The organism is Bradyrhizobium sp. CAR08, assembly GCF_052871955.1.
This window is the reverse complement of the sequence record NZ_JBIXJX010000008.1, coordinates 1-24,747: the sequence shown is the minus strand read 5'-3', so window position 1 is coordinate 24,747 and position 24,747 is coordinate 1. Positions and strand designations below refer to the sequence as shown.

24 protein-coding genes and 2 pseudogenes are annotated in these 24,747 nt (G+C 59.2%); 18 read left to right on the top strand and 8 right to left on the bottom strand.

The features are described 5' to 3' along the window. Positions 1-83 precede the first annotated feature (83 nt). The 9 genes and pseudogenes from ACIPUD_RS17775 (at position 84) to ACIPUD_RS17735 (ending at position 9,866) form a co-directional block, all read left to right on the top strand. A complete protein-coding gene (locus ACIPUD_RS17775; protein ID WP_204511694.1) occupies positions 84-380 on the top strand; it encodes a SemiSWEET family sugar transporter in 297 nt (98 codons plus the stop codon). 45 nt (positions 381-425) lie between these two features. Further along, positions 426-1,541, top strand: coding sequence for a YihY/virulence factor BrkB family protein (locus tag ACIPUD_RS17770; protein WP_377789415.1), 1,116 nt, complete (start codon positions 426-428; stop codon positions 1,539-1,541). A 262-nt stretch (positions 1,542-1,803) separates the two neighbouring features. Then, positions 1,804-2,097 (top strand): annotated as a pseudogene (locus tag ACIPUD_RS17765) (NYN domain-containing protein); the annotation flags it as partial. Positions 2,098-2,613: 516 nt separating this feature from the next. After that, on the top strand, positions 2,614-3,408 hold the full coding sequence (locus tag ACIPUD_RS17760) for an ABC transporter ATP-binding protein (RefSeq protein ID WP_231190562.1): 795 nt from the start codon (positions 2,614-2,616) through the stop codon (positions 3,406-3,408). Further along, complete coding sequence (locus ACIPUD_RS17755; RefSeq protein WP_204511708.1) at positions 3,405-4,145, top strand: ABC transporter ATP-binding protein; 741 nt, start codon at positions 3,405-3,407, stop codon at positions 4,143-4,145. The genes ACIPUD_RS17760 and ACIPUD_RS17755 overlap by 4 nt, the downstream gene beginning before the upstream one ends. After that, positions 4,142-4,996, top strand: coding sequence for a branched-chain amino acid ABC transporter permease (locus ACIPUD_RS17750; protein ID WP_204511709.1), 855 nt, complete (start codon positions 4,142-4,144; stop codon positions 4,994-4,996). Before ACIPUD_RS17755 ends, ACIPUD_RS17750 begins: the two co-directional genes overlap by 4 nt. Then, entirely contained in the window at positions 4,993-5,970 is a 978-nt protein-coding gene (locus tag ACIPUD_RS17745) for a branched-chain amino acid ABC transporter permease (protein ID WP_204511710.1), read from the top strand. Before ACIPUD_RS17750 ends, ACIPUD_RS17745 begins: the two co-directional genes overlap by 4 nt. Positions 5,971-5,993: 23 nt before the next feature. Continuing rightward, positions 5,994-7,136 carry an ABC transporter substrate-binding protein gene (locus ACIPUD_RS17740; RefSeq protein ID WP_446481235.1) on the top strand — a complete coding sequence of 381 codons (1,143 nt, stop codon included), beginning with the start codon at positions 5,994-5,996 and terminating at the stop codon, positions 7,134-7,136. A gap of 2,397 nt (positions 7,137-9,533) precedes the next feature. Continuing rightward, the gene (locus tag ACIPUD_RS17735; RefSeq protein WP_204511712.1) at positions 9,534-9,866 is read left to right on the top strand and encodes a hypothetical protein; all 333 of its coding nucleotides are present in this window, start codon (positions 9,534-9,536) and stop codon (positions 9,864-9,866) included. Positions 9,867-10,133: 267 nt separating this feature from the next. Here ACIPUD_RS17735 and ACIPUD_RS17730 read toward each other — a convergent pair whose 3' ends face one another. Next, positions 10,134-10,346 (bottom strand): hypothetical protein, encoded by a 213-nt coding sequence (locus ACIPUD_RS17730; protein ID WP_446481234.1) that lies wholly within the window; start codon positions 10,344-10,346, stop codon positions 10,134-10,136. A 346-nt stretch (positions 10,347-10,692) separates the two neighbouring features. Here ACIPUD_RS17730 and ACIPUD_RS17725 point away from each other — a divergent pair, with 346 nt between their 5' ends. From ACIPUD_RS17725 to ACIPUD_RS17715, 3 genes are all read left to right on the top strand, one after another. Next, positions 10,693-10,998 carry a hypothetical protein gene (locus tag ACIPUD_RS17725; RefSeq protein ID WP_204511714.1) on the top strand — a complete coding sequence of 102 codons (306 nt, stop codon included), beginning with the start codon at positions 10,693-10,695 and terminating at the stop codon, positions 10,996-10,998. A gap of 763 nt (positions 10,999-11,761) precedes the next feature. Continuing rightward, the gene (locus ACIPUD_RS17720; protein WP_446481233.1) at positions 11,762-11,950 is read left to right on the top strand and encodes a hypothetical protein; all 189 of its coding nucleotides are present in this window, start codon (positions 11,762-11,764) and stop codon (positions 11,948-11,950) included. Then, positions 11,934-12,170: a DUF7662 domain-containing protein gene (locus ACIPUD_RS17715; RefSeq protein ID WP_446481232.1), complete on the top strand. Its 237-nt coding sequence runs from the start codon at positions 11,934-11,936 to the stop codon at positions 12,168-12,170. Before ACIPUD_RS17720 ends, ACIPUD_RS17715 begins: the two co-directional genes overlap by 17 nt. A gap of 485 nt (positions 12,171-12,655) precedes the next feature. On the opposite strand, the gene ACIPUD_RS17710 is transcribed toward ACIPUD_RS17715, so the two are convergent. The 4 genes from ACIPUD_RS17710 to ACIPUD_RS17695 form a co-directional block, all read right to left on the bottom strand. Next, a complete protein-coding gene (locus ACIPUD_RS17710) occupies positions 12,656-13,114 on the bottom strand; it encodes a hypothetical protein (RefSeq protein ID WP_446481231.1) in 459 nt (152 codons plus the stop codon). 7 nt (positions 13,115-13,121) lie between these two features. Continuing rightward, positions 13,122-13,343, bottom strand: coding sequence for a hypothetical protein (locus tag ACIPUD_RS17705; RefSeq protein WP_377789449.1), 222 nt, complete (start codon positions 13,341-13,343; stop codon positions 13,122-13,124). 1,137 nt (positions 13,344-14,480) lie between these two features. Next, positions 14,481-14,984: a hypothetical protein gene (locus tag ACIPUD_RS17700; protein WP_446481230.1), complete on the bottom strand. Its 504-nt coding sequence runs from the start codon at positions 14,982-14,984 to the stop codon at positions 14,481-14,483. Between the two features lie 585 nt (positions 14,985-15,569). Beyond that, positions 15,570-16,076, bottom strand: a complete 507-nt coding sequence (locus ACIPUD_RS17695) for a hypothetical protein (protein WP_231190560.1) — start codon at positions 16,074-16,076, stop codon at positions 15,570-15,572. An 878-nt stretch (positions 16,077-16,954) separates the two neighbouring features. Between ACIPUD_RS17695 and ACIPUD_RS17690 the strand changes: the two genes are divergently transcribed. Further along, positions 16,955-17,224: a hypothetical protein gene (locus ACIPUD_RS17690; protein ID WP_377789456.1), complete on the top strand. Its 270-nt coding sequence runs from the start codon at positions 16,955-16,957 to the stop codon at positions 17,222-17,224. A gap of 204 nt (positions 17,225-17,428) precedes the next feature. Here ACIPUD_RS17690 and ACIPUD_RS17685 read toward each other — a convergent pair whose 3' ends face one another. Then, the gene (locus ACIPUD_RS17685; RefSeq protein WP_377789458.1) at positions 17,429-17,581 is read right to left on the bottom strand and encodes a hypothetical protein; all 153 of its coding nucleotides are present in this window, start codon (positions 17,579-17,581) and stop codon (positions 17,429-17,431) included. 772 nt (positions 17,582-18,353) lie between these two features. Here ACIPUD_RS17685 and ACIPUD_RS17680 point away from each other — a divergent pair. The 3 genes and pseudogenes from ACIPUD_RS17680 to ACIPUD_RS17670 form a co-directional block, all read left to right on the top strand. Further along, positions 18,354-18,523: pseudogene (locus tag ACIPUD_RS17680) on the top strand (NYN domain-containing protein); the annotation flags it as partial. Between the two features lie 232 nt (positions 18,524-18,755). Beyond that, positions 18,756-18,905, top strand: a complete 150-nt coding sequence (locus ACIPUD_RS17675; protein ID WP_446481229.1) for a winged helix domain-containing protein — start codon at positions 18,756-18,758, stop codon at positions 18,903-18,905. A gap of 157 nt (positions 18,906-19,062) precedes the next feature. Continuing rightward, complete coding sequence (locus ACIPUD_RS17670) at positions 19,063-19,404, top strand: hypothetical protein (RefSeq protein ID WP_446481228.1); 342 nt, start codon at positions 19,063-19,065, stop codon at positions 19,402-19,404. Positions 19,405-20,152: 748 nt separating this feature from the next. Here the strand turns inward: ACIPUD_RS17670 and ACIPUD_RS17665 are convergent. Then, complete coding sequence (locus ACIPUD_RS17665) at positions 20,153-20,389, bottom strand: PilZ domain-containing protein (RefSeq protein WP_204511721.1); 237 nt, start codon at positions 20,387-20,389, stop codon at positions 20,153-20,155. 477 nt (positions 20,390-20,866) lie between these two features. Continuing rightward, positions 20,867-21,091 (bottom strand): hypothetical protein, encoded by a 225-nt coding sequence (locus ACIPUD_RS17660; RefSeq protein ID WP_204511722.1) that lies wholly within the window; start codon positions 21,089-21,091, stop codon positions 20,867-20,869. 1,545 nt (positions 21,092-22,636) lie between these two features. Here ACIPUD_RS17660 and ACIPUD_RS17655 point away from each other — a divergent pair. Both ACIPUD_RS17655 and ACIPUD_RS17650 read left to right on the top strand, forming a co-directional pair. Further along, positions 22,637-22,936, top strand: coding sequence for a hypothetical protein (locus ACIPUD_RS17655; protein ID WP_204511723.1), 300 nt, complete (start codon positions 22,637-22,639; stop codon positions 22,934-22,936). A gap of 1,007 nt (positions 22,937-23,943) precedes the next feature. After that, positions 23,944-24,747, top strand: an 804-nt coding sequence (locus ACIPUD_RS17650; RefSeq protein ID WP_446481227.1) for an ISL3 family transposase, incomplete at its 3' end; no start/stop codon positions are given.

Here is a 24,747-nt window from a genome sequence, read left to right as displayed (position 1 = left end):
GCACCTCAGCTGCTTAACCCTCCTTGGCGCCGGAACCCTTCCAGCGGAGGTCCGTTCAGCCGGTGCACCGGAGAGGTAACCAGATGTCACACGATCTCACCACCTATCTGGGCGGACTTGCTGCCTTCCTTGCTTCGCTCTCCTACGTCCCACAGGTCCGAAAGGCGTGGCCCCGCGGATCTACCGCCGATCTCTCCATGGGAATGTTGGTAGCGCTGACCACGGGGTTGGCTTTGTGGGTCGTCTATGGGGCGATGCGCGGCGATTGGGTCATCATCGCCGCAAACGCGGTCGGCGCTTCTTTGGCCGGGATCGTCCTCGGTTGCAAAATCCGCGACTGCCGTGCGTCGACGCGCGAAGCGGTACAGGAACGATCGTGACTGGAATACAGTTGTCCCGGCTCGAAAGGCAAGGACGACAGAAGCATGACTGAACACCCAGACGTTTCAGAGCGGCAGTCGATCGGTTGGTCACTGGCGTCCACATTGGCGGTTCTCGGCCTTGCGCTCATCTCGGATCGCTTGTTGCCGACGCAACAGGATCGGGAGGAGAGCCCATCCATCGTTCCTTCCTCGCAGACGCGACCAGATGGCGCTGACGAAGACCGAGGCCGCCAGGCCACAACCCCCTCGGAGATCCCGCCACGCGGCTGGAAAGACATCCTTCGGCGAGTCTACGCGAACATCTCCAAGCACCGCATTCTGGCGCTGGCGGCCGGCATGACCTACTACAGCATCCTGGCCATTTTTCCCGCCATCGCCGCGCTTGTCGCCGTATACGGCCTTTTCTCGGACCCCACTACCATAACGCGACACCTCGATCAGCTGGGCGGATTTCTCCCCGGCGGAGCGATCGATATCGCACGCGACCAACTCACCAGAGTTGCGTCCAAGGGCTCGCAGACGCTCGGCATTACCTTCGCCATCGGCCTTGGTACTTCGCTTTGGAGCGCCAACGCGGCCATGAAGTCTTTGTTCGACACTATGAACATCGTCCACGGCGAGAACGAGAAACGTGGGTTCTTCAAGCTCAATGCCGTCTCACTAGGTTTTACGCTCGGCGGCATCGCCTTCGTCGTCGTCGCTCTCGGATCCATTGTCGCAGTACCCGTTTTCCTGGACTATGTCGGCCTGTCCGGCGCAGGCGACCTTCTGCTCCGGATCGGGCGGTGGCCGGCGATGTTTCTCATCCTGACCCTCGCGCTCGCAGTGATCTATCGATATGGGCCGAGCCGGCAGACGGCCCGCTGGCGTTGGGTCACTTGGGGCAGTGCCATCGCGGCTCTGCTGTGGATCGCGGTTTCCGGGGCCTTCTCCTGGTACGCCGCAAACTTCGGCAAGTTCAACGAAACTTACGGCTCACTTGGGGCGATCATCGGCTTCATGACTTGGCTGTGGATCTCCGCCATCGTCATCCTGCTCGGTGCGGAGGTCGACGCGGAGATGGAACATCAGACCGAGCGCGACACCACCACCGGCACATCCAAGCCAATGGGGTCGAGGGGAGCGAAGGTCGCCGACACCGTAGGCGGCAGCCGCTGACGGCATTGCTCCAGTTTCGCAGCCTCCATTCGCCAGCCTGGGTAACTTACGCAACGCATCTGTTAGAGATCCTGCTAACCAAAGCCACGGGCACCCGCAAATTCGTCCATCAAGAATGGTCTGAAGCGCCGCTCGGGCGAGTTCGGTACCGGACATGCCCGGCATGAGGTGATCCGTCACGACGAAATCGGGAGTGAGCCCCCGGTTCAGCAGTCGAAGCGCCTCTTCGGCCGATCCCGCTTCAACCACATCGTGCCCGAGCGCCGAGCACATCGACCAGATGGTGCTGTTCTCGGGCGACGGCGACTTCCGCTCTCTGGTCGAGGCCGTTCAGCGCCGCGGCGTGCGGGTCACCGTGATTTCCACGATCGCCAGCCAGCCGCCGATGATCGCCGACGAGTTGCGCCGCCAGGCCGACGTCTTCATCGACCTCGTCGAGCTGCAGTCCAAGCTCGGCCGCGACCCGTCCGAACGTCCCGCTCCGCGTGATCGTGAACCGCGTAACCACATGCCGAAGTTCTTGCAAGAGCCGAAAGGAAATGACCCTCTCGAGTGAGACAGCCTTCCTCAATGGCCTACTTGCGGCTAAACCAGGACCCATAGCTGGATTGTTATTGGGGCATCACAATCGACGTCCCGTCTCGATGCAATCGCGCCGTTTCGGCGAAGATCGTAGAACTCTTCGCGTGACCTGGCGCGCATCATGGCTTCGTTAGTCTTGCAAGCGCGATGTGCATGCGGTGCCCCAACTTCTTTATTCTCGGCCTCGCGACGCGCGCGCTCGGTGTCCTTTTGCCGTACCGTCCCTCGAACCTTTGCTCGAGCGACCGTTCTGCAGGAGCTTGCCGACGAACCAGGTTTTTTCCGTGCAGGTTGCGGGCCTCGCAGTAGCTAGACCCCAGGGTGTCGAAGGCAACCAGTCAGCACAAGTTTTCGCTGTCTGTCAGCGATACGATCCCTATGCGAGGCAGCTTCTCCTGCGATTTGATCCCCATCGATTGCTCCGTTAGCTGCCCGCCAATAAGACCGGTCGCCACCGCTGCGATCAGAACAACGAGGGATGGACAGCCGGGTGGCAAATTCCGGGGAAACCCGCACGAGTGCCGGCGAGGTGCTGCGCGTCGAAGGTTTAACCGTCCAGTACGGCGCGCTGGTCGCGCTGCGCGACATGAGCTGGTCGGTTCACAGCAACGAGATCCTCGGCATCATTGGCCCTAACGGCGCCGGCAAGAGCACCTGCTTTGCAGCCGTTACCAACGCCGTGACCTATCGAGGCCGTGCCTTCCTCGATAGCAGCGAAGTCTCCGCGCTCCAAACATTTGATCTCGCCAGCCGCGGCCTGCGCCGAACCTTCCAGCAGAACTCGTTCTTCGGCGAGTTAACGGTCCTGCAGAATGCCGTTTCGTCGATCTTCCGCGACTTCTCGACCAATTTGATGACTTCGCTTTTCGCACCGTGGCGCGAGGCCACGACCCGCCGTTCCGCCGAGACCGCCGCCGCACAACTACTCGACTTCTTCGGCATCCCACGGCATTACCATGGCCAGCTTCCGGGCGACATTCCCTACGGCGTGCAGCGGCTGCTGTCGGTGGCGCTTGCCTATGGCACCGGAGCAAAAGTGCTGCTGCTGGACGAGCCTGCCGCCGGCCTTAGCGGTGGCGACATGAAGAAGCTTGCCGACGTCCTGATCGGGTTGCGCAAGCGCGGGCTGGCCCTTGTGGTGATCGAGCATCACATGGACCTGATCATGTCAATCGCCGACCGCATCGTCATGATCGACCAGGGCGCGATGCTGGCGACGGGAACGCCGACCGAGATCCAACGCGATGCCCGGGTTCGCGAAGCTTATCTGGGGCGGGACGAATGACCGGCGTGCTGAGCAGCGACAATCTCTGCGTCCGCTACGCCGGCAATGTTGCGGTGTCAGGCGTTAGTATCGACGTTCCCGCCGGCCGGATGGTCGGCCTCGTGGGCGCCAACGGTGCCGGCAAAACCACGCTGGTCAACGCGCTGGCCGGCTGGTCACGCGGCCACGCCGTTGTAACAGGTCAGGTCCAGCTTGAGGGCCGCAACATCGAGAGGCTCGCGGCCCACGAGCGGGTGGGACGCGGCCTCACGTTGGTACCGGAAGGCAAGAACATTTTCGCCGAACTGACGGTGGACGAGAACCTCGAGCTGGTGCGTCCCCCGGCCGACGCGACCGGCAGGCACCTCTTCACCACCCCGGAGGTCTTCGACTTTTTTCCACGCCTAGCCGAGCGCCGCTCGCACAAGGGCGCGGCACTGTCCGGCGGCGAGCGGCAGATGCTTGCTGTGGGACGCGCACTGCTCGCTGGACCGCGCGTTCTGATGCTGGACGAGCCCTCCGCGGGGCTCGCGCCTCGACTGATCACCGACCTGCTCTCCCGCATCCGCCTGCTGGTCGATCGCGGGCTGCCGGTGCTGCTGGTCGAGCAGAATGTGAAAGCGGCGCTTAAGGTAGTCGATCATCTCTATCTGCTGGAACGCGGCCGGGTCGTCGGCGAAGGTGCGGCCGCGGTAATGGCGGCCGATCACCGCATCATCGAGGCCTACCTCGGCACGATCGCGGATGCACCGCCATGAACGTCGCGCAGCAGATCATCAACGGCATCGTGCTCGGTTCCGGCTATGCATGCATCGCCCTCGGCTGGACCATTTTGCTAGGCGTGGCGCGCCTCGTGAATTTCGCACACGGTCAGCTCTATATGCTCGGGGCGTTCGTCACCTGGTACGCCATCACCAAGCTTGGTCTGCCCTATCCGCTCGCCATCCTCGTGGCAATTGTGGTGCTCGGAGCAACCGGCTTTTTAATGCAAAGCGCGATGATGCGCCTGGTGATGACCCAGAACCTAACCAGCCTGATGATCGTGACACTCGGGCTGGGCTATGTACTCCAGGGCGTAAGCGCCCTGATCTTCGGCGGCAATCCGCAAATCCTTCCCGGAACATTGGCGCGCGCCAAGGTGGATCTTGGTACGCTGTGGTTCACTTGGCAGGACGTGCTTGTGCTTGTCGTGACGATTCTGCTCTATGGCGCCGTTTGGGTATTCACGCAGCGTACCCGCTTCGGCGCAGTCATTCGCGCCGTCGCCGAGGACCCCAAGCTCGCGGAGCTGTTCGGGATCAACGCCAAGACGGTCTATCTGCTCGTCTTCATGTTCGAATGTTCTGCGGTGGCTCTGGGCGCGGCGCTGGTTGCGCCCCGTTCACCGATCTTGACCAGCATGGGCTTTAACGAGGTTATCATGACCTTCGTCGTTGTCGTGCTGGGCGGTATCGGTTCGATCGGCGGCGCGCTCGCGGCCGGCATCGGGCTCGGCCTGTTTACGGCTTTCTTCGGCGCATTCGTTGCGCCCGCCTACACGACGGCGGCTGCCTTTGCGCTACTGCTGGCTTTGCTGGTGATCCGTCCCGCGGGGCTTGCGACCAGATGACCACTATCGAAGCCCCCCGGCCGCTATCGATCCCGTTCCTGCGCCTGGTCGCAATCGCGGCTTCCGTCGTCATCGGCTTCTTCCTGCCGCGCCTGCTCGGCGGCACCTCGGTTGCCTATTCGACGCTGACCACGATCGCGATCTTCGCGGTAATGTGCTACGGTGCCGATATCATTCTGTCTTATCTCGGCGAGGTCAGCCTCGGGCACACCGTGTTCTGGGCCATCGGCGGCTATGCAGCCGCGAACCTGTCCGTCAGCTACGGCGTTAACGGATGGATCACAGCTGCGACGACAATCGCGCTGTGCCTCGCGGCAGCTGCTTTCCTCGGCGCAGTCACCTTGCGGACCCGCGAATTCGTTTTCTCGCTCGTGACCTACGCGGCCGCCGTCGTCGCCTACGAGATCGCCTTCAACTGGGACGCGGTGGGCGGTTCCGATGGCATCGTCGGCATTCCGCCCTTAAAGTTGCCTTTGATTTTCACGAATTTCTCCGGCGCGATGCAAGAGGATCTCTGGCCGATCGCCTTCGCTCTGCTTGTGTTGACTTTGGCCTTCATCGCACGCTTTCGTCGCTCCCGCCTCGGCACCACTGCGCTGATGGTGCAGATGAACCCGGCACTCGCCGCGAGCCTTGGCGTCGATCCACGCCGGATCAGGCTCGCAGTATTCGTGATATCCGCGCCGATCACGGGGCTCGCCGGCTGGCTGTACGCGTATCAGCGCGCCTATGTCGGCCCGGACATGTTCGAATCCTACTTTCTGGTCCTTATGCTCACCGCCATCGTGCTGGTCGGACGCCGCATCCTGCTGGGGCCCCTGATCGGCACCGCACTCCTGATCGCCCAGCAGAACCTGTTCTCGCTCGGCGGTGACTGGAACAAGATCGTGCTGGGATCCGTGCTCGCACTGGTCCTGATCTTCTGGCCCACCGGTCTCGTAGGCCTCTATCGCCGTATTACCAAGAAGTCCTAAAGACACATATTGGGAGGAATAGCATGCATAAGACGAAACTGGCTCTCGCGCTGCTGGCGGGTCTCGCATCAATGCCGGCGATGGCGCAGGACATCAAGGTCGGCACCATCTTCCCGCTGAGCGGCGGCGCCGGCCCAGACGGACAGACCGTGACTAATGCGGTCAAGTTGATGGTGCAGCAGATCAACGACAAGGGCGGCCTGCTCGGCCGCAAGCTCACGATCATCTCCAAGGACGACGAGAGCACACCCGCAGTTGGTGTCAGCCGCGCCAACGAAATGATTGCCGAGAAGGCCGACGTGGTCATTGAAGGCTGGAACTCACCAGTAACGCTCGCGATGCAGCCGATCCTCGCTCGCGGCAACGTTCTCGACATCACGGCGGTCTCGAAATCGGAGCTGATCCTCAGCGGCGAAACCAATCCGTACGCGATCCGCATCAACAGCTCGAACGGCTTTGACGCTGCCGTGATCGCCAAATATGTGGTCGAGACCATGAAAGCGAAGAAGGTGGCTTTCCTGACTCAGAACGACGTCTACGGCAACGGCTTCCAATCCGCGGTCGAAGCCGAGTTCAAGAAGCTGAATTTCTCCGGCCAGGTCGTCATGACTGAGAAATTCGCATTCAAGGATACTGATTTCCGCGTCCAGCTCACCAATTTAAAAGGCGCTAATCCGGACGCGGTTATCGTCACCAACTCCTCGAACTCTTCGGGCCTGCCGGCGATGGTCGAGCAGTACCGCCAGGCCGACATCAAGTCGACCTTCGTCGGCGCGGTCGGCATCATGTTGACCACGGTATTCAAGGTCGCCGGCGATGCGAATAACGGCGTGATATCGGCGGACATCTTCTTCCCCGACCTGCCGCCGTTCACGACCATTCCAGAGAGTAAAGCGTTCGTGGCCGCTTACACGAAGGCCTATGGGGCCGCTCCCGACAAGAGCGCCGCGTTGGGCGCCGCTGCCGTGCAGGTGTGGGCGCAGGCGGTGGAGTCGACAAAGTCGCTTGATCGCAAGACCGTTGCGGAGGCGATCCGCGGCAAGCCAGTCAAGGGGACGGTGTTCGGCGACGTCCAGTTCCTGCCGAACGGGCAGATGGAGCCGCACTATGTTATGTTCAAGGTAGTCGACGGCAAGAGCGCCAAGCTCGAGGCGCTGCAGCCATAGCTTCGCACGCCCACTGGACACTTCTAAGCCCGCCATCCCGTGACGGGCGCCTCGACCAACCGCAGCGTGATACGGTGCGCTCACCGTCTCATTGGCAGTAGTAATTTGCTCTCTGCGTGCTCGATTGCCTCCGCAGGTCGAGAATTCTGTGTCCGCATCTGGCTTCGTCCGGTGCTTCCGTGGAGGTCGCCGTCCAATCGCGGTTTACTTGAAGCCTACTGGCGGCGAAAACCGCCTCCGTTTGCATAACACTGAGCCATCACAGCTGCGGCTTCATTGGCCCTGCTCATTCACTGTAGGATCGCTGTTGCCCCGATTCGGCCGTCTCGTTCGAGGCCAAGCAACGCCGCGCCCGCTCTATCTGGACGTTGGTGGCACCCTGACTACGGGCATACATTTCAGCCACCGCTGCTGAATACCTTGCAACGTAGTATCTGACTTCCGAGCAGGAGATCCGGTCGCCGGGCCTGTGTTGGCGTGCGGCATACGCGGCAGAGCTCATCGTGATGAGGAACAAAACGGCAGCTCCGATTCCCGACGCGACCTTCATTGCTACCTCCGTACTTGGTGGTTCATTGCACAGAGGTGGCCTGACTCGCGGTCGTTGCGCAAATTAACATTTGTAGTCTCGCGCAACGCCGTGCGGGGTGTTGCTCTCTTGCGCCACAGTCAGGGTCGTAGAAATGTGAGCGTCACGATGGCGCAGCATCTGGGATGGCTCGTTGCTCCGACGACGGCCGGCTCACAAGCGCCCGACTTGCGTCGGCGCGGAAATCCAATCCCCCCACAGACTCACCAGCCGGTAATCAGTAGCAACCGTATTGCCACATTGGCATCATTCGGCCCCTATCATTTGCGCGCGAACGCCTGACAAATTCCGAGACAAAGGCTTCGTTGCTAAGTCGCCGCATTAAGCCGATGGGTTCCTCGATTAGGTCGCGTGTGGATTCACGACTGTATATCCGCGCAATAAACGAGCATGAACCCGTGTTGCATGCCCGCCAGAGTTGGAGTCGTACGCCATCCACATGTCGCCACCAACGTGCTGTTCCAATACAAACACGTGGCCGCGGCGTGCGGCGACCATCCCCGGTGCTGGCGATGTACGGGGAAAACGGAGCCAATTCGCCGCAAGGTTCAGCTCCGGAATCACCCGACCGAACACGCGGAGCGCGGCGCCACAACCGCAATATGAGGAAGGGCAGCCGGCCGGACGACCGCGGATCACGCGCCCCCTCCGGCTCGCTCGCGATGGCGTGTCGCAGCCCGATCCTACCGGAGAACTGCCGGTGACCACCGCAAAGCCGCCCGCCCGCTACAGCGCTATTTGAGGGCACGCGTCCGGCCGGCTTTGCTCTACCGAGCTACACCACCACCTGGGACACGACCGCATCGACACGTTGCATTCGGCGATTTGCTGATTGCGGAAGGGACGCGCTTCAGATGGGATTGAGCCGGTGATGAAAACAAGCGAAGTGAAAAAGACTAGTTTCAACATGCAGGACTCCTACGCGTGTCCTGCCCGCCTGCACAGGCAAAAAAACAATTTGGTCAATTGAAGGCTATTCGGCTTCTGCGGCCGTCCTGCTTAAGTTAAACCTGCTGCTGACCGATAAGGATTGCCAACAATGCTTGTCGGTCTAGAACAGTATCTCCGCTTCGGATTGATACAAGCAAGCCGAGTGATGCTCCGTCCTTCAAATTGTCATCAGATTGGGTGCCACTTTCCGTCGCTGCGCTCGGCTTCAGGAACGGATGGCGTCAATCGCGTGAGCTATCAGGACCGCAACGCTGGCCGCGATTATGATGACTAGCAGCCAACTGATCACGCTCGTCTCCATCAACGTCATGGAGTGAATGCGCTCAATCCCGCACAGTCAAAAAGAACCCGCCGGAAAGCTTAATTTCTGCGAGGGGCTGAGGACTTAAGGCAACTCTTGCGTCCGCAGTCGGTCCTATCAGGGAAATGCCAGTAACCGGGTCTCAACCGAGCCCACCATGACCGGGACTCTGTGCCGCGCCCTCTCGCTTCGCAGCCGTGAAAAACGGAATTGTTCCGCCTTCGGAACAGAATGCCCGCCTTGGTGTTTTTAACCCGGCTTCATTTGACGACGCGTGGGCCGCAGCGATTTAACCTCCCGCTGCGGCCTTCGCCGCACGGGACGCCCGGCGAGCGCCCCTCAGGTACGCCTGTCGTTGGGGCCTCAGAGTCGGAGGACCGTGAGAACGGCTCAAGCGTCTCCAGCCGCAGTTTTCCGTCTGCTCCGCTGATCGAGTTTCGTGGGAGCGGCTCGCCCTGGGCATTTAGCCGTTGGGACAGTTGGCGCCCAATCGATGCCGGTTGCACGAAAGGGGCGGAATCCGCATTATGGTTTTGCTGGGCGAAGCGGATCTACCGTGGCTCTGAAGAACCCCGACGCTATTGCGGCAGTCGTGACTGCGCTGCGGCTTACTTACGGCGACGAAACGGCACGAGCCATGCTGGTCGGCGGCATGAACCTGGCCGCTCTGATAGAGGCGATGTTCTCCGCCTCGGTTGAGCGACGCGATGCCGTTCGATACGTTGCGTCTGCCTTGGACGACTTCGCCATCTCGCCGGAACCCGGCCCCGTCTGGCACCTTCGCTACGTTTACGAAAGTCATGGCTCGTTTCGCGTCGTCGATATGGAGATTGCGACGCCGACCGGCACACTGTCCAGTAAAGACGTCTGGCTTCGTCTGCCCGTCTAGCTATCTCGCCACCTCTGCGATGTGGCAGGTGCTGTCGCCAATCAGCGAGCGCGCGGTGCCTTGCTTGACGGCCTTGTAGGTCTTTATCTTTCCGGCTGGTAGTTCCTGGATGTGCGAATAGCCGGCGGCGCGAAGCTTAGCGATAATCTCCTCCGACGTCAGGCTGAGCGCGGACGAGGATCCCAAACCAGTGCGAGGGCAGCCATGATGAACGATCGCAGCACTTGGCTCCTTGCGCGCACGCCGCCGTCGGGTTGACTCCTTAGCTTAGCCGCCGACCGGACCCGACAACGTCTTCAGTCCCGCCTCGATTGCTGCGATGTCCTGCTCGATCTGCGCAATCGACAACCTGCAGTCAAAGCCCACCCAGGCTTTCAGGTCTCCGGCAAGTCGCCGGCGATGGATCCTCAGCTCTTCAAGCGACTGGCGGTCCTTCACTCCCGCGTAGCCGTCCACAATCAACTCAATCGCACTCGACATGACGCTACTCCACAAAAATAATTCGGATCTAATGAATGAAGCTTATTGCAAGCCGCCCGGTCGGCGCAACTTCGGCGCTGGCTTTGTACAGGATGCCTCTCCGCCGGCTTGCGCTTCAGCAATGGAGCGGCTGGGGAACAACAAGAGCCAGAGAGCGCCTCGAATGCCCAACCAGGCCGTCGTCAAAATCGGTCAAGATCATTGACGGGTTGGCATTGCACTCAGCGTCCAACGGCAAATTCTTCGAAAACGGTTGAGCACAGGGTTTTGTTTTTTTCTAGCTTTTCCCGAACTCGGGGCGTCAAACTTGCGTCCATTGAGAACGTATTTTTTTAGGGACATTGCGATGGGAAAACCTGCCGTTTCCCGTGATGCCTTCCGGGGACTATTCGCTTTGTATGCCGCGAAGGCTCATCACGACCATAAGGCCGAGGCCGAACATTCCCTTTTGCGGATGTTCGGATCTGCGGACGATATACCCGATACGTTGCTGCAGCAGTGGTCGGACAGAGCTGAGATGCTCGGCTCCGAAACCGTTGGCCGCTTATTGGATCCGCGCGTCCGTCAAATCACGAACGGCAACGCGCAGTATGACCATGCCAGCGACTTTCTTCACACGCTGCTGAGAGACCTCGGGCAGAAAATGCAGTGATCAAACCGCCACGCCTTGGCGCCGCAGTCGTCAGATGCATAGACTTGACGGCTTTTTTCCTGCGCTTTTGATCGACTTGGACTTCATAAGAAACCATTCTGGCCTTCAGCCAAGCTCGATGACCCGGCGCGCCCCACTGTGCTAGGCATCCATACCGCTGTTATCGGGCTGATGCAGCCGACCCACGCCCGCTAAACCAACTGGACTATGTCTGCTGCCACCTAGGCGACAATCGCAAGGCCGTGTGAAATAGTTCACAGATTGGGAAACCAAAGCTCGCTACCATGGAGAGTGCGGCGGAGATGCTCCGGGCTGTTGCTCGTTCGCCTGCCCATCCAGCTTGATCATGAATCGTTTTTTGTCTCAGTAGCGGAAAAGGCGACGACGATGATTGACGACGATTTGGTCCGGGCACATCGCAACAATATCCAACGCTATCACCTCTTATTGCAAACCACTCTGACGGACTTCGAACGGCAGTATGTCGAAAGACGTCTGAGCGAGGAGCAATCGAAGCTGGATAGGCTAAAGACTCGTGCTCAAGCAAAGCGAGACGGCCAATCGGCTACAGACCACGCAGGGTAGGACACCCGATGGGGCACACGGGTTGCTGTTAAGGGCTGCGGCAGAAAAGCTTATGCGAGCAGCTGCGCGGCTTCAGCATTCGGAGCCGAGAGACAACTAGCCGAAGCACGGCAGCACGACCTAAACACTTGCGCTCGCCCTTCGGTTGCGGTTGGATCGTCTTTTTAGGATTGATCCAATGGCAATTCAATTGCTTGTGGCGAAGGTTCTCAGGGACGAGCTATCTTCAAGGGGCATTCAATCATTAAGCATTGAAGACTCCGAGGCGATTGCTGCTCGCATCTTCGAGCGGATCACTGAGCTTGAGCTGGAACTTGCCGCCCGGGGGTTCAACATCCCCGCAAGCGGCGATGATAGACCGACGTGAGGAGCCGAGCGTCATGTCCGTTTACGATCCGCTATCGAGGGAGCTGGGGCGCACAAGGGCGCAAACTATTCGGCTCACGTTCTCGGAAATCGAGGAAATTCTCGGGAGGTCGTTACCGCCGTCAGCTTACAAGTTCAGTGCCTGGTGGGGAAATGAGAGTTCGCGCAAGGCTGGGGCACACGCGGGCCATGGCGTGGCTGCAGGCAGGCTTCGCGGCTAGAGTTTCTCTGAAACAGCGGGCGGTGGAATTCCATCGACCCTGAAGGCTTTCACGTCGCGCCGCCTGCGAGCTTTCCCGCGCGTCCGGGCACTGTCACTGCACGGAGAATCCAATTAGAAGGCGGCGGACTGTTCTAGCCCGTCGCCGCAGCCCTTCAGCTCTTCGGCCCTTTTCATCCAGGGCTGCGTTCAAGAAAACGAGGTGCAGAACGGCATTGTTTGAAACAAAATAGCTCCCGTTCGAACGCCCAGTCCCTGGCTCGTCGGCTCAGGCCGAATAGCGGCTTACGCAGCAGATGACGAAGACTTTTCCCGTATTGCCGATTTCAAGAGCCAATCGGTCAGGGCTGCAATCCGAATCAATAAGGCAATGGGCGCCATCGGTGGTACCGGACAGATGATCCAACAGTCGTCAGCCATCGAGGTTGTGGTGCAATCGAGAGGCCGCTGTAGCGTCGCCGCATGAGCAACACCGTGGCTCGAATTCTAGCTCGGGGAAAGGCGTACGCCCGAGCTCCTAGCATCTGCCGGGCGACGCCTGGGCAGGCGCCAGCCTAGCAGTCCCGGAAAGCTGTTGGCGATGCTCAACGCGCGGTTCTCGTCGGTTTCAAGAGCTATTTTCTGGGCAAGCATGACGTCGCCCTGAGCCAAGCCACCTAACGGGACGAAGCAGCGCCCCGTTCCGAGCCGCCCGTATTCGTCTATCTCGTTGACGTTGGCGGACGTCCCGCGCCGGATTCGGTACCGCTTCCCAGTATCGCATCCCACGACATCAAAATATCCCTTCCTATCAAAGTCCGCCCTCTGCTGAGGCGAAAGCCAAGAACGAAGGAGGCGTAGCGCACGAGCGTGAATCGATTTCTCGTCCTTGGATGCTTCATAGAGCTTCCCAATAGAGAGGCTACGGAGGGGCCACCGGCTGAGTCGAGCTAAGTTCCTCTTCACCTGGCCATCACCCACCGACTAGGCGCGGAAAAAACAATGTCTCTTCGGCGGTCGGATCAAACGTGGTGATCCTGGTTACCTCCTCCGGGCTACTCCGCACCGCTGCAGTGTATCCTTTCCCGGTGAACTCCAGAAAACGTCTCTCCGCCTGTACCAGAGCATCAGCGCTGGAATTGTCGAAAAAGTAGCGGCTGTCGCCGCTGTGATCCATCACGATCTGCGTTGCCATGCTGAGGCTCCCGATTGCACTTCGGAAGGAATGTGAAAGCGGAGACCTCGTTCCTATTTTCGTAAGCGCCGAGTGATTTTTGGTCGTGCGCCTCACTACCGGAACGTGTCTCCAGCCTGGCACGACGTGCCGGGCTAGAGCTCGCGTCGTCAATGTCGTCAGACTGAGCACGATTTTGGAGCTGACAGTGCCCGAGCCTGAGCGGGACGAGATCCCACCAGCCCGGTGCAGCCGTTGCGAGCCGGTGCGATTTCCGCGAGACGCCGGGCGGTCCAAAACAGTCGAGGGTTGGCGGATGTGCCCAGTGTCATGTGAATACTTGCGCAGGGCGCGCGCCCGCGATGGAGAGACCATCGCCAGGTCCGGGACGGCACGACTCAACCAGCGTCGGAGGGGCCGCGCCGTCCCGTTGGGCGCAACACGAGAGCCGGCGGCACCTGGGAGGAGCACCTCGGAGAAACTGCCAGCGTCAAGGTCGCGGTATGTGGATGTTGCCGCATTCTCACCCGCATCTGCATTTCACTATGTGAATCAGGTCGACGATGGCGGCTCGCAAAAGCGAGCTCAGGAGCCGAGACCTGTGGCCGAGGGTTACCTTCCCTCAGCTCAGCCTATAATCAACTGTTCCTGCGGTCAGAGGCCTCCTTGGGCAGGGCTGCCCGCGTAAACGGTCTCACCATCGTCAGCCGGGCGGAGAACCGGCTCGCGCATTCTGCTGAATCCGCAACAGCTTGCCGACGACCGGCCACGGCCCCAACCCAGGCGCCCGACCGGGGCCGTCTTTCCACGATTCGTAGTGTCGGAGTAGGCGTAATGCTTCCCTCGCCGTCGATCGTGCCCGCCGATTGGCCATCGCGACGTCTATCTCTGCCGCTCTACGACAAGGCGCCCTTCCAAAGAAGCGGCTTACGCGGGCGGGGTTTTGCTGCTTCCGCGAGCCCGATGCCGCCGACGTGGCGCTATTCGACTTCGGACTAAAGCCGTTTTGTGCGGGCTTGCGCCAGCCGCCCCGGTGACGCAGCGGGCCGATTTGCTGCCGGATGCCATCTTCAGAGGCAATTTATCGAGACGGTCAATCGAGCCGGGGCGCGTCCGCGGTGAATGGCGCTCGCCGAGGTCCTATAGTCGGCACCGTCATCAGTTCAGCTTGAAAAACGTCTGCTCTAGCCGCTCCTTGAGTGTTTCCAGTAACGACAGTCTTGTATCAGGCGCCGCAACTTGCGCTCCCGCTGCCGGTTCGGGAATAATATTCAACGGTTTCGCTGCTCGACGGTTAGAGACTTTTTTCGCAGATTCTCCTTTTGCAGCATGCTTCGGCTTCAAGAGCTCGCCGCCTGATTTCGGAGTGACCGGTTTTGGGGCAACGTCAAGTTCTGAGAATGCGCTCTGCAGAACCCGAGCAGATTGCATTGACGTCATCGATGCAGAAGGACTGATGTTCGACGGAGCCACAATGGTCGGCAAGCTGGCATCGATTATTACCCGTTCAGGTGCCCGCTCGGCGGAGCTGATCTTTATGGACGGTCGCTCTACGTCACTGTTACCCGGGTCCATCGCCTGCTGCGGGAAGCACCAGCTGATTGCGATCAGCAACAGGACGAGAGCGCTGCCGACAAATCCGAAATATTTTATCAAAGGCACAGCCGCCTCCGTTTGGCGACGACCTTGCGACCTCGATTGTTAGCAAAAAGCTAAAGGTAGATTAAAACAGAAGACATGGTTATCACGCATGCTGCGACGCAGCGGCTATTTCGCGGGCGTCCGTGACTTCGATGCTGCATCGTAGATCTCGATCTTCAGCATCGGATACTTAGCCAACAGTTCAAGGGCCGCTTTAGTCGCGGCGTCCTGATCAAGAAACTCGGTCTTGAAACGACCATCGACGAGAATCGCATAACCGGTGGCTGGCGCGACGTCAGCACGCCGACTTGGCTTGGTTGCGGACGTTCAAGGTGAAGGGTTGTATTGTTCATTCCTTACTTATCCGGTTGGAGAACGCCCTTGTTGCTGAGGTTCTCGCAATTCGCGAATTGAATGCCTGGGGTTTCCCAACCGGCGTAAGCAGAGAACAAGAGAACAACGATCCGAAATGCAATCGACATGCCGCCCACCTTTTCTTGTTGGTGACGACGGTACAAACAATGCCTTACGGCCAGCTTAGGAGAAAGGGTTTGCGCAAGGTATACGCCAGAGCGAAGAGGGACGTTGGCTTGGCCGAAGCCACATTCACATTTCTGTCGGTGATCGCTCCGATTCAGCATTCATAAATGAATTCGCTATCGTGACCAGGTGTACTGCGGCGGTGCCCAGCTGCTCCATTTCCTTGTCAGCAGTGTAGGCTGAAGCCGCTCGTCGATAGGCGATTGCAACGGTTGCGTATGCATCCGTGATCAGTACAGCTGAATGGTCGTGCGCATCCTTGGCTTTCCGATCACGTACTTGGACGACTTTTGTCGCCGCCTGAGCGGCTAGTTCAGCAAGCTTCTCGTTACTTAAGCTCGGATCATCAATACCAGGCTGACATGCAGAAGCCGCGCCGGCGATTGCCTGATAGTATTGGCGCTTTTGCCACTCATTCGCCGTCAGGTAACTCTGCAGCAGGCGGCGAGCCCTCACTTCAAGCTGCTTTCGATCGCTTCGGATCTTTTGATGATCTGAGCTAAGCCAGCGGAGCATCGTTTGCCTATTCACTTCGGCGCCTAACGCAAAGATCATGGGGCTATAAAGTTCCATCAGAACACTTGAGTTCGTTCGCCCAGCGCCCTCGGGAAATGTTGAAGTCGATTACAGCCTGCAGGTCTCGCGAATGAGACCGAATTCTACGATGAATCAACTGAGGGAAAGAGGGAATTGAGCGTAGGTCGAAAGTAATTTGCCTCCATGTTGCTTTGTCCGCCCTGAGATGGATGCGTGCCGTCAGGGTATAAAGCTTGGTTTGCGGCAACGGAGTCAGGGCCCCAGGTCGGATCGATAGCCCAATCGACGACAAAATCGCACTTTCCTTCACTTGGAAAAAGCCGCAGAGCCCCACGGCGGTGACCCGATTAACATTGAAGCCACTATCGTCACGGGAATTGTGCGTGCTGATTCCCAATACGACAATTTACCTCTAAGTGCTTCTTTCTCGCGTTCGCGATCCATATTCTTCATACGTTAGCGGCTGCCTTGCAGATCACCACCACCGCCAGCAGGAACTCGATCGTAAATCTCCCAATGTCCACGGCGCTTCCTCACCCACGACAGCCGGTGGCAGGAGCACGGCCGGACCTACCAGGAAACGATAATTTGCGATGTACTTACGATGCCGCTTGATGGCGGCGTGCGCACTCGCCGATACAACATATGGTCCGGTCATTATCCGCCCGGCAGCCCCGCGGAATCGTTGGCTGACGGGCCGCGACCTGCAGCATCCAGTGCTTGAACGGTCCCTGCCATCGCAGGGTCGGCGTGCGACTCGACGCACTCTCCCAGATCAGCCGTGGATCCCGCGTCGGCTTGCGCCTGGTCTGCTCAAGATGCGGCGCGGCAGGATCTGTGCATATCGTCCCGAACTGGCATGACAGTCGCGGGCAAGTCAGGCCAAGCAGGGACGTGAGGTTTTGATTCCAGCGATGAAGCACGTCACCGAACGCCCTTTTGCCGATCCACAAGCCGCAGCCCGCAAGCTGATCGAGCTCGCCGCCAGCATCGAGCCGGTCCAGGATGGGCGCATCCACATTGAGAAGATCAACTATCCCTTCGTCTCCACGCTCAAGGGAAGCGGCCCGGAGTTCGGCGCCGGCATCAGGTGCGCCATCGAGAAGGGATGGCTAGAGCTGCATGAGAGTGGAACATACGTGCGGCTGTTGGCACCTGGGAATGACCTCATGGCGCTCCGTTAGGAACGGGCCGGGCACATTCGGCATGAATCCGCGCTGGCTCGGCGCCCTGAGCTGGCGGAGCGGCCCCGGCCCCTTAACCCCAGGTCTCCCCAAAGCCGGGGCCGTCTCTCGGCGAAACCACGCAGCTGGGAGCATCCGCGCTTTGGCTGGTTTTTGGGAGGTTCGCTCTTGCTCACGGGCGACATGGGACGCTAAGGCGCTCGCTTAGGTGGCGGCATTCTTCCTGACGGTCGACACAGCTTCGATGAGGACCGAGCACTTTTCATATTCCTTAGCATCGCCCGCGACGGTACCGCGAAGCTCCCTACATTCGCCGCCGTCGAAGAACCACTTAGCTTTGCCAATGGCGACGATCACCTTGCATTTTGGGCATTGCACCTGCATCTGCCTACCATGCGCTCAGAGTCGGCGCATTTCCAGTCACAACCTCAGCGAGTTCGGATGGAAAGCTGCCAAAAAAAGCCTCGAAATGAAGGTCGGCCCATGGGAAAAGCCGCAGCGTGGTTCCAGCCCCACTGCGGCATTCCCGGGCAACTTGAAATTGGTTGGTTTTTAAATCGCGCCGGTGTTCTCACAGTAGAACACCCCGTTCCGAAAATGGAGTCGGTATAACTACCGGAGTCTGCCTCGCTACGAATTTTCGCCACGGGGCGAACATGGCAGGCTTAAGTTTCCAGCCCCATGCTCCCGGCTGCCAATCCAATTGCGGATCAGAGCGCCGGAGCCTCAAAGTGGAGGTCGCAGGAACGGCTAAGAAGCTGCTCCTGCGACCAACGCCGTGGCCTAGTCGGTATTGACCCACCCAAGGTGGACCCGCGGACGCAGGTCGGGCCAATCCCGGAATTTGGTGCAGGCGCCAGCGATGCAAGAGCCTCTGTCAATAAAGGCCAATTTATGATTGGCTATCGCATCGAGGTAAATCCCTCAACGGGGCCACGGTTGTGCGGCAAGAACGGAACGGTGATTGGTCCTGGGTATCATCCCAAGAGTCTCCGTGTCATTCTGGACGGTTCAAAAACACCAATAACCCTGCACGTTACATACGTCGCAATTGTAAATGCGTGATTCGAATTGATGATGCGGCAGCTCGCGTGACCAGCCGCGCAGGGACAAATTAGCTCATTAATCGTTGATCGCCGACGAATTGCGCCGCCAGGCTGACGTCTTCATCGACCTCGTCGAGCTGCAATCCAAGCTTGGCCGCGATCCGTCCGAGCGCCCATCCCTACGCGATCGTGAAGCGCATGGACACATGCCGAAATTCTGCAAAAGCCGCACGGAAACGACCCTCACACCTAGATCATTAAGGGGCGCCCAGTCGACGCGCTTGGGCGGACTGAGTTCAATAAAACAACATCAGCGACATCCACGCCGCTAGCGACGCGCAGAGACCAATTCCTAGATAAGGCAATACAAGGCGCATCGGGTTTCTCCTCCGAGACGCGAAATATGTCTTAGCTTCGCATATCGGCCAGCCAATGACTACGAATCTGCGGTTGTGTCGCGGCCGACGCCGGGCGGTGACTTGCCGATGCACTCGGAAGCCGGCGTGTGTCGCAAGCTCGGCGCCGTCATCGACACACTGCAGAACGCGCACAGTGGTCCCTTTGCTGGGTTTCACGCGCGTTACATGTTGCGCAGTAGCGTAACTGTGCTGGAAATCATCGGCGGGCCGTCCTGATGCCCATTGCTGACCCACAGAACGGCACTGGTGCGGTTTCAGCCCCGCCGGGCCCTTCAGGTACGCCTGAACTCGCGAACAATCACGGACCGCATTCTGAGGCAGGAGGCGCGTGATGCGATGCCGCAGGCGTAACAAGCGACTTGATGCACCCCACGTGCGTTTGTATCGCTGGCTGCTCGACTCTCCGGCTTATTTGTCGCTGACATGCCCGGCGCGGGCGGTGCTGATCGAAATCGCGCGAGCATACGACGGATTTAACAACGGACGAATTGGGCTTTCAGTCCGACGTGCTTCTGAGCGCTGCAATATTGCCCGCGGAACGGCATCCCGGGCATTTGTTGAGCTTCAGGACCGCGGATTCATTGAGTGCGCGACCAAAGGCGGGTTCAATCGCAAGCTCCCTCATGCCAGCGAGTGGAAACTTACGTTCTGGGGCTGCGACGTCACGGGCGAGCTGGCGGGCAAACAATTTATGAGCTGGGGCAGAGAAAACTAAAACGCGGTATCAATATATCCCGGCGCGGTATCAAATCAGAGCCAGCGTGCACCTTATAATAGCGCGAAAGGAGCCTCACGGTGCCTCCTTTTGATACCGCAAAGCTTGATCCACCGACGATCGCGGTATCAATCTAGGGCACACATATAGTTTACCATAGGGTGTAGCCCACGATTAGCCGGTCAGCGCGCACCTCAAGGTGAGCTGTATCGCGAACTAGGACTGCCGGCGCTGGGCTTTCGGAACTGGCAAGCCGGTCCGAACGATGAAGCGAGCCAAGGAGCGGAAGACCCTGTTTACCCGCATTTCCGCAAACGGCCGGGGCTTGAGGTCCGAGCCGATAAACGCACCAGCGCGTAAGTCTGAAAACTGCTAATGCCCACGGCGTCGGGCGTAGTCAGCTAGCCGCTGATATCGATGGTCTTTACGCAAAGGCGGCTTCGCTTGCGCTATGGCTTCCAAGCAGTCCGTTAGCTCTCTCGGTGCCCAGAACTGATCCGCCAAGATCGCGACGAGCAAGCGTAGTGAAGACTCTGGGAATCGGGCGCATATGATTTGGTTCCGGTCTGCGAACTCCCATACGGGCCCGCAGCTTCATCGCTGCACCATCAGAGGCCGGACAGATGGCAGCATCCGACTACGCCGATCTTCTTCAAAAATCGCTTGCATCTCGGGGGCGTCCACAGCTGGGTACACTGCCTAGATGATCGGGATCGGCATTCCGGCCCGTAATTGAGTGACGCATTAATTAGTAGAACGCGACAGCAACTCGTTTCTCTTTACGCCAGACAACTGCGCAGCGGCGCCGGTCACCGTCGGGAATGACAGTCAGCGCAAATTCGTCGGGAATTTTTTCATCTGCAGCAAGATCGAGGGCTGCGCCGAACGCAGATATGCTGCGAATGGTGCAATCTGCCTTCGAATGGCCGAAGCTGATCAAACCCAGTCTTGCAACTTGTTTCAAACGAGGGTTCTTCTCATCCATAGTGTCCTCCAACGTCCGAGGAGCGCAAATCACGCATCGGTAATGATTCGGCGGCGATGGTGCGTGCCTTCCAGTGTCACCGAAGAGTTGGTTCACATAAGCCAACCCACTTTCAACGCCCTTGCGGCAGCGGCAGGGGCTTGCTTGCCTTAAAGAAAATCCCGCAGCCGAGCGATCTCGGCTATCTGTTCTGGGCCCAGTACGGCGGTAATAACTTGCGTTTGCGGGGCAGTATGTATTTCGTAGAGATGACGCTGGCTGGCGGGCTTCGCGAAGAAACCCCGGATGCATGCGTCTAAAGTGCCCTCGATTACAAGATAAGGACCAAGCGATGCCGCTGCGCGTTGGTTTCCAATTGAAGGCCATTTTTTTAGTGCTGCTGCCGCTGTGAAATCGATCCGTGCGCGCTGCTTCGAGCCGACCGGCGCCCCAGACGCGCCTCTCCGGCGATCCGCCGATTCCGTTCTTTTCGCAGCTCTAATCATTGGGCCAATCAAAACCTGAGGGGCCAGGGTCCGGACCAGAATGGTTGCGCTTTAACTTTTCCGGCTTCGTCAATAACAGTTTTAGAAACTCAACCGGCGGTGCTGCGGGCCTTCGACCGAATTGAGCAGCAATCTCTGCGCTGGGCACTTTCACGACCATCGTTTCAAGTTTGCCTATGTCGCTTTCGGTCGGGAGCCTGATGTCACGTTGAGGCATTGTCCTCTCCTCAAATGCACGCGGTTCCTTGCAGGAATCTAGTGTCAGAGCTAAAATGAGGCCCAAATTAAATGTCTTAATTAAACGTGATTTAATATATAGCATTATAATTGGATAATAAAGATAATAATCGAGAAATTGACAAAAGATCGCGTTCCCGCCGACGAGCCTACCTTGTCTTGTTGGCCCCAACGGATCGCTGACTGACCCTGCGCCCCCGGGAGAGACACGCTAGCTGCCTTGGCAGTGGAGAACGGCATTCAATTTGTCGCAGACAATTAAATTGACTCCGACCATGGCGTCTCGGCCTGCAGCGGGGAAAGTTCTAGCCAGCGGCCTATACGATGGTTACACGAGGAGGTCTCGCCAGACCTCTCTTGGCAGTTGAGAGTTGTGCGGATTCGCGCGACAGGATGACGGCCTATCTTCTCCGTGCCCGCTTGTCTCCTTGATAGGCCCGCGCGCTTTTTTCGAGGCACTATGCGCGCCTCTTACGGCGTCGCAATCAATCCGCTCGCGGTCGCAACTATCCAGCGATTGCCCCAGCGCACGATAGAGTCGATCCGCCCGACGCCGGGGACCACATCGCCCCGTGCTGCCATTCGAACCCCATCGGGCCCTTCAAGCACCGCCGTTCCGCCGCGAACGTCAAGCACAGCCCAACCTGCAATGGTCGTTGGTCTTGTCTCGGGGATCGACAGCAGCGGCCCCTCAGGCGCGAGCGAGCCAGTCACAGACACCTCTGTGTCGACAGCGGAAGAAGCTGGATTCAAAGTTTCCGCCGTTTGCGCCCCACTCGACGCTTTGGCCAGAGGCTTCGGAGCAACGCTCGCGATGACTGTGGAGGGTTGCCCCAAACCAGGCGCTGTTCGCGAGGCTGACACTGACCCAATCTTCCGGCCGCTTTCGGACTTACCTCCTGCCCTTGGATCCGGCATGCGACGCGAAGCCGTTTGAGCAACTGGGTTGAGAGCCGAGATAGCTGCAGGACCGTACCACGCACCAGCCCAGCCCAATCCGAAGCCTCCCGCCAAGGCGGCCACGACGAAGCAAGTAGTGGGTATTGAGTGACCGCTTGGCGCCAGTAGCGCCAGGACCTCGGCTCGAGTAGAGGTCGATAAATCAAGGTGATCGAGAGTGACGGGCTGTGTCGCGACCTCGCCACTGCCCTGATCCGCGACGGTCACGGTCCTCTCCAAGGTATTCGCATGGTGCAATTGCATGCTCAGGCCCCTTTGCGGTCGCCAATGATCATGCCGGGAACTAAATCAACCCTTAACAGCCGATGCGCTCCGCACGAATAAGGCAGCGGTGGATAACGAACAGCTGCCGAGGGATAAGAGCGGCCGGCCTGCCAGGCTGCAGCCCACCGCTCACTTCGCGATGTAGATGGAAGGGAATGAAATCATGCCAGATGGTTGCGAGACTTGATGGGTGCCTTCGAAGACAGGCGAGTTTTAATCTTCGAAGCTTGAAACTAAGCGGTTTCTGCCGGGGTTTGTTTTGAGACAGCGAAGAAGAAACGCTGTCACTGAGGAGGGAAACATGAACGAGCTGAACCGGTCATTGGGCAGGAACGCTCTTCTAGCCGCGAGCGTTGCTGCCGGTCTTCTTGCGCTCTCCAGCACGGACGCCTCCGCCGCTATTGCGTGTAGGGGAGAGGTTTGCTGGCGTGTTCATACGCCCTATGTCTACCCGCCGTCTCCGACAATAGTCATCCATCCCGACTATTGGAGGCCCCCGACGCCGACAATCGTCATTCGCGAGCACTGGAGCCCGGTCGAGCGCTTCACGCGGGAGTACATCGTGCGGGAGTATGGCAGCCTCGACGATCCCGAATGGTAGCAAGTGGCCAGTTAGACCGACTGGAAGTCCTGGCTGTAGGCTTCGGGATGCGCTTGAAATGAGGGCTGACCTCGGCCTGGAGGGCGACCTGGGTTGCCTCGCCATGGCGTGGGTTTTACGACAGCAAACCTAACGCATGTTTCCTCATGGCGCTAAGAACATTGGGTCCAACAGCCGCCCACCATTGGCATGATGCTTCGCGGGGAGCACCCGCGTGCCCAGGCGCTTACCTAAGGCAAGGGATCTGAACCAACGGCCCGATTTTATCGACAAATATCTGAACCGGTTTATCCTCCGCGCTGTGCAAGCTCACGACGATATTTGGAGAGCACTCGGCCCGAAGCTCTCGAGCGAAGCTAAGACGCCGCTGCGGAGCTTAGTTGGGGGCTGCTCAGCTGCCAGGCCGTCTGTGGAGTTGCTCATGAGTACTGAGCGGAAACCCGGCCCTGTGATCCTGTTGTTCGGGATTGCCGTGATAGTGGCGTCCATCGCGGCATTCCTCACGACGTTTGAGCGGGTCCAGACCACCACAGCTCATGGCGAGCCTACCTCCGGCACCACTGGTTTAGCCAAGCCCCGCCCGCCTCTACAGCGGGCCCCGGGCCAGCCAGCAGTAGGGAAGTAAGCGCCACACCGATACCGGGCATGGTGCCCACCCTTGTGCTGCGGGCGTCAGATCCGCAGCCTGCCAAGCGACTCAAAATCTGATCTTCTTAACGAATTCAGCTCGTCAATCGGCCATTTGTCCGTCGGGCGTAATCAGCTATCCAGCGAATTCAGGGTTTTCGAAAGCCGGCGCACATGCGGAGCGTGGGTAGAGCGCCGCGGATCGCTAGGCGCTCGCTCGGGATGCGCGCTTGCACAGTCGCGTCCTGTTTTTGCAACAAAATCGGAAGTAGAACGGAAATACCCGCGACACGTTGTGTTTCGGCATGGAATAAGGGGTCTGACTCATTTCCGATGAAGTTTGCCGGGCGACTGTGGTTCTCAAACGGAGAATCAGCGCCATGCGGACGGGCTTTCAAATCTCATCGCTAGTACCGAGTGGTTTGGTGTTTGATGGTGTAAGTGACTCAATGGATTCGGTTATTCTGGCTGTTCGGTCAGAGGCTGCGGAGGCCCAATGCCCTTTGTGCGCGACAGCGTCGCGCCGAATCCATAGCCGATACATCCGGCACGTGGCTGATTTGCCGTCAGCGGGCAGAAGGGTGCGCCTCCGATTGCTCACGCGGCGCTTCACATGTGAGGTGCTGCATTGCCGCCGGCGGATCTTCGCGGAGCGGTTTGGAGAAGACATCGTCCCGCTTCGACGGCGCCGGACGGCACGGTTGGAATACATCGTCCATCACTTGGGGTTGGCGCTCGGCGGCCGGCCGGCGGCAAGCTTCGCCAAGCGGCTCATGCTGCCCGTCAGCAACGATACCTTGCTGCGGGTGGTCCGCCGGCGGACGGCGATGCCGACAGATCCATTGCTTGTTGTGGGCATCGATGACTGGGCGTTCCGGAGAAATCATCGATACGGGACGATCGTGTGCGATTTGGAGCGCCGGGGGATCGTTACCCTGCTGCCCGACAGGGAAACTGCGACCGTTCGGGCGTGGCTATCGAAGCACCCAGCGATCAACATTGTGTCGCGAGATCGCGGTGGTGGATACGGCGAGGCAGCAGCCAAGGCGCTGCCGAGCGCCATCCAAGTCGCCGACCGCTGGCATCTGATGGAAAATGCGAGCGCGGCCTTCCTTGATGCGGTGCGCCGCTCCATGAACAGAATCCGAACCGCAATTGGAGCGACGACGATCAACCCGGAATTG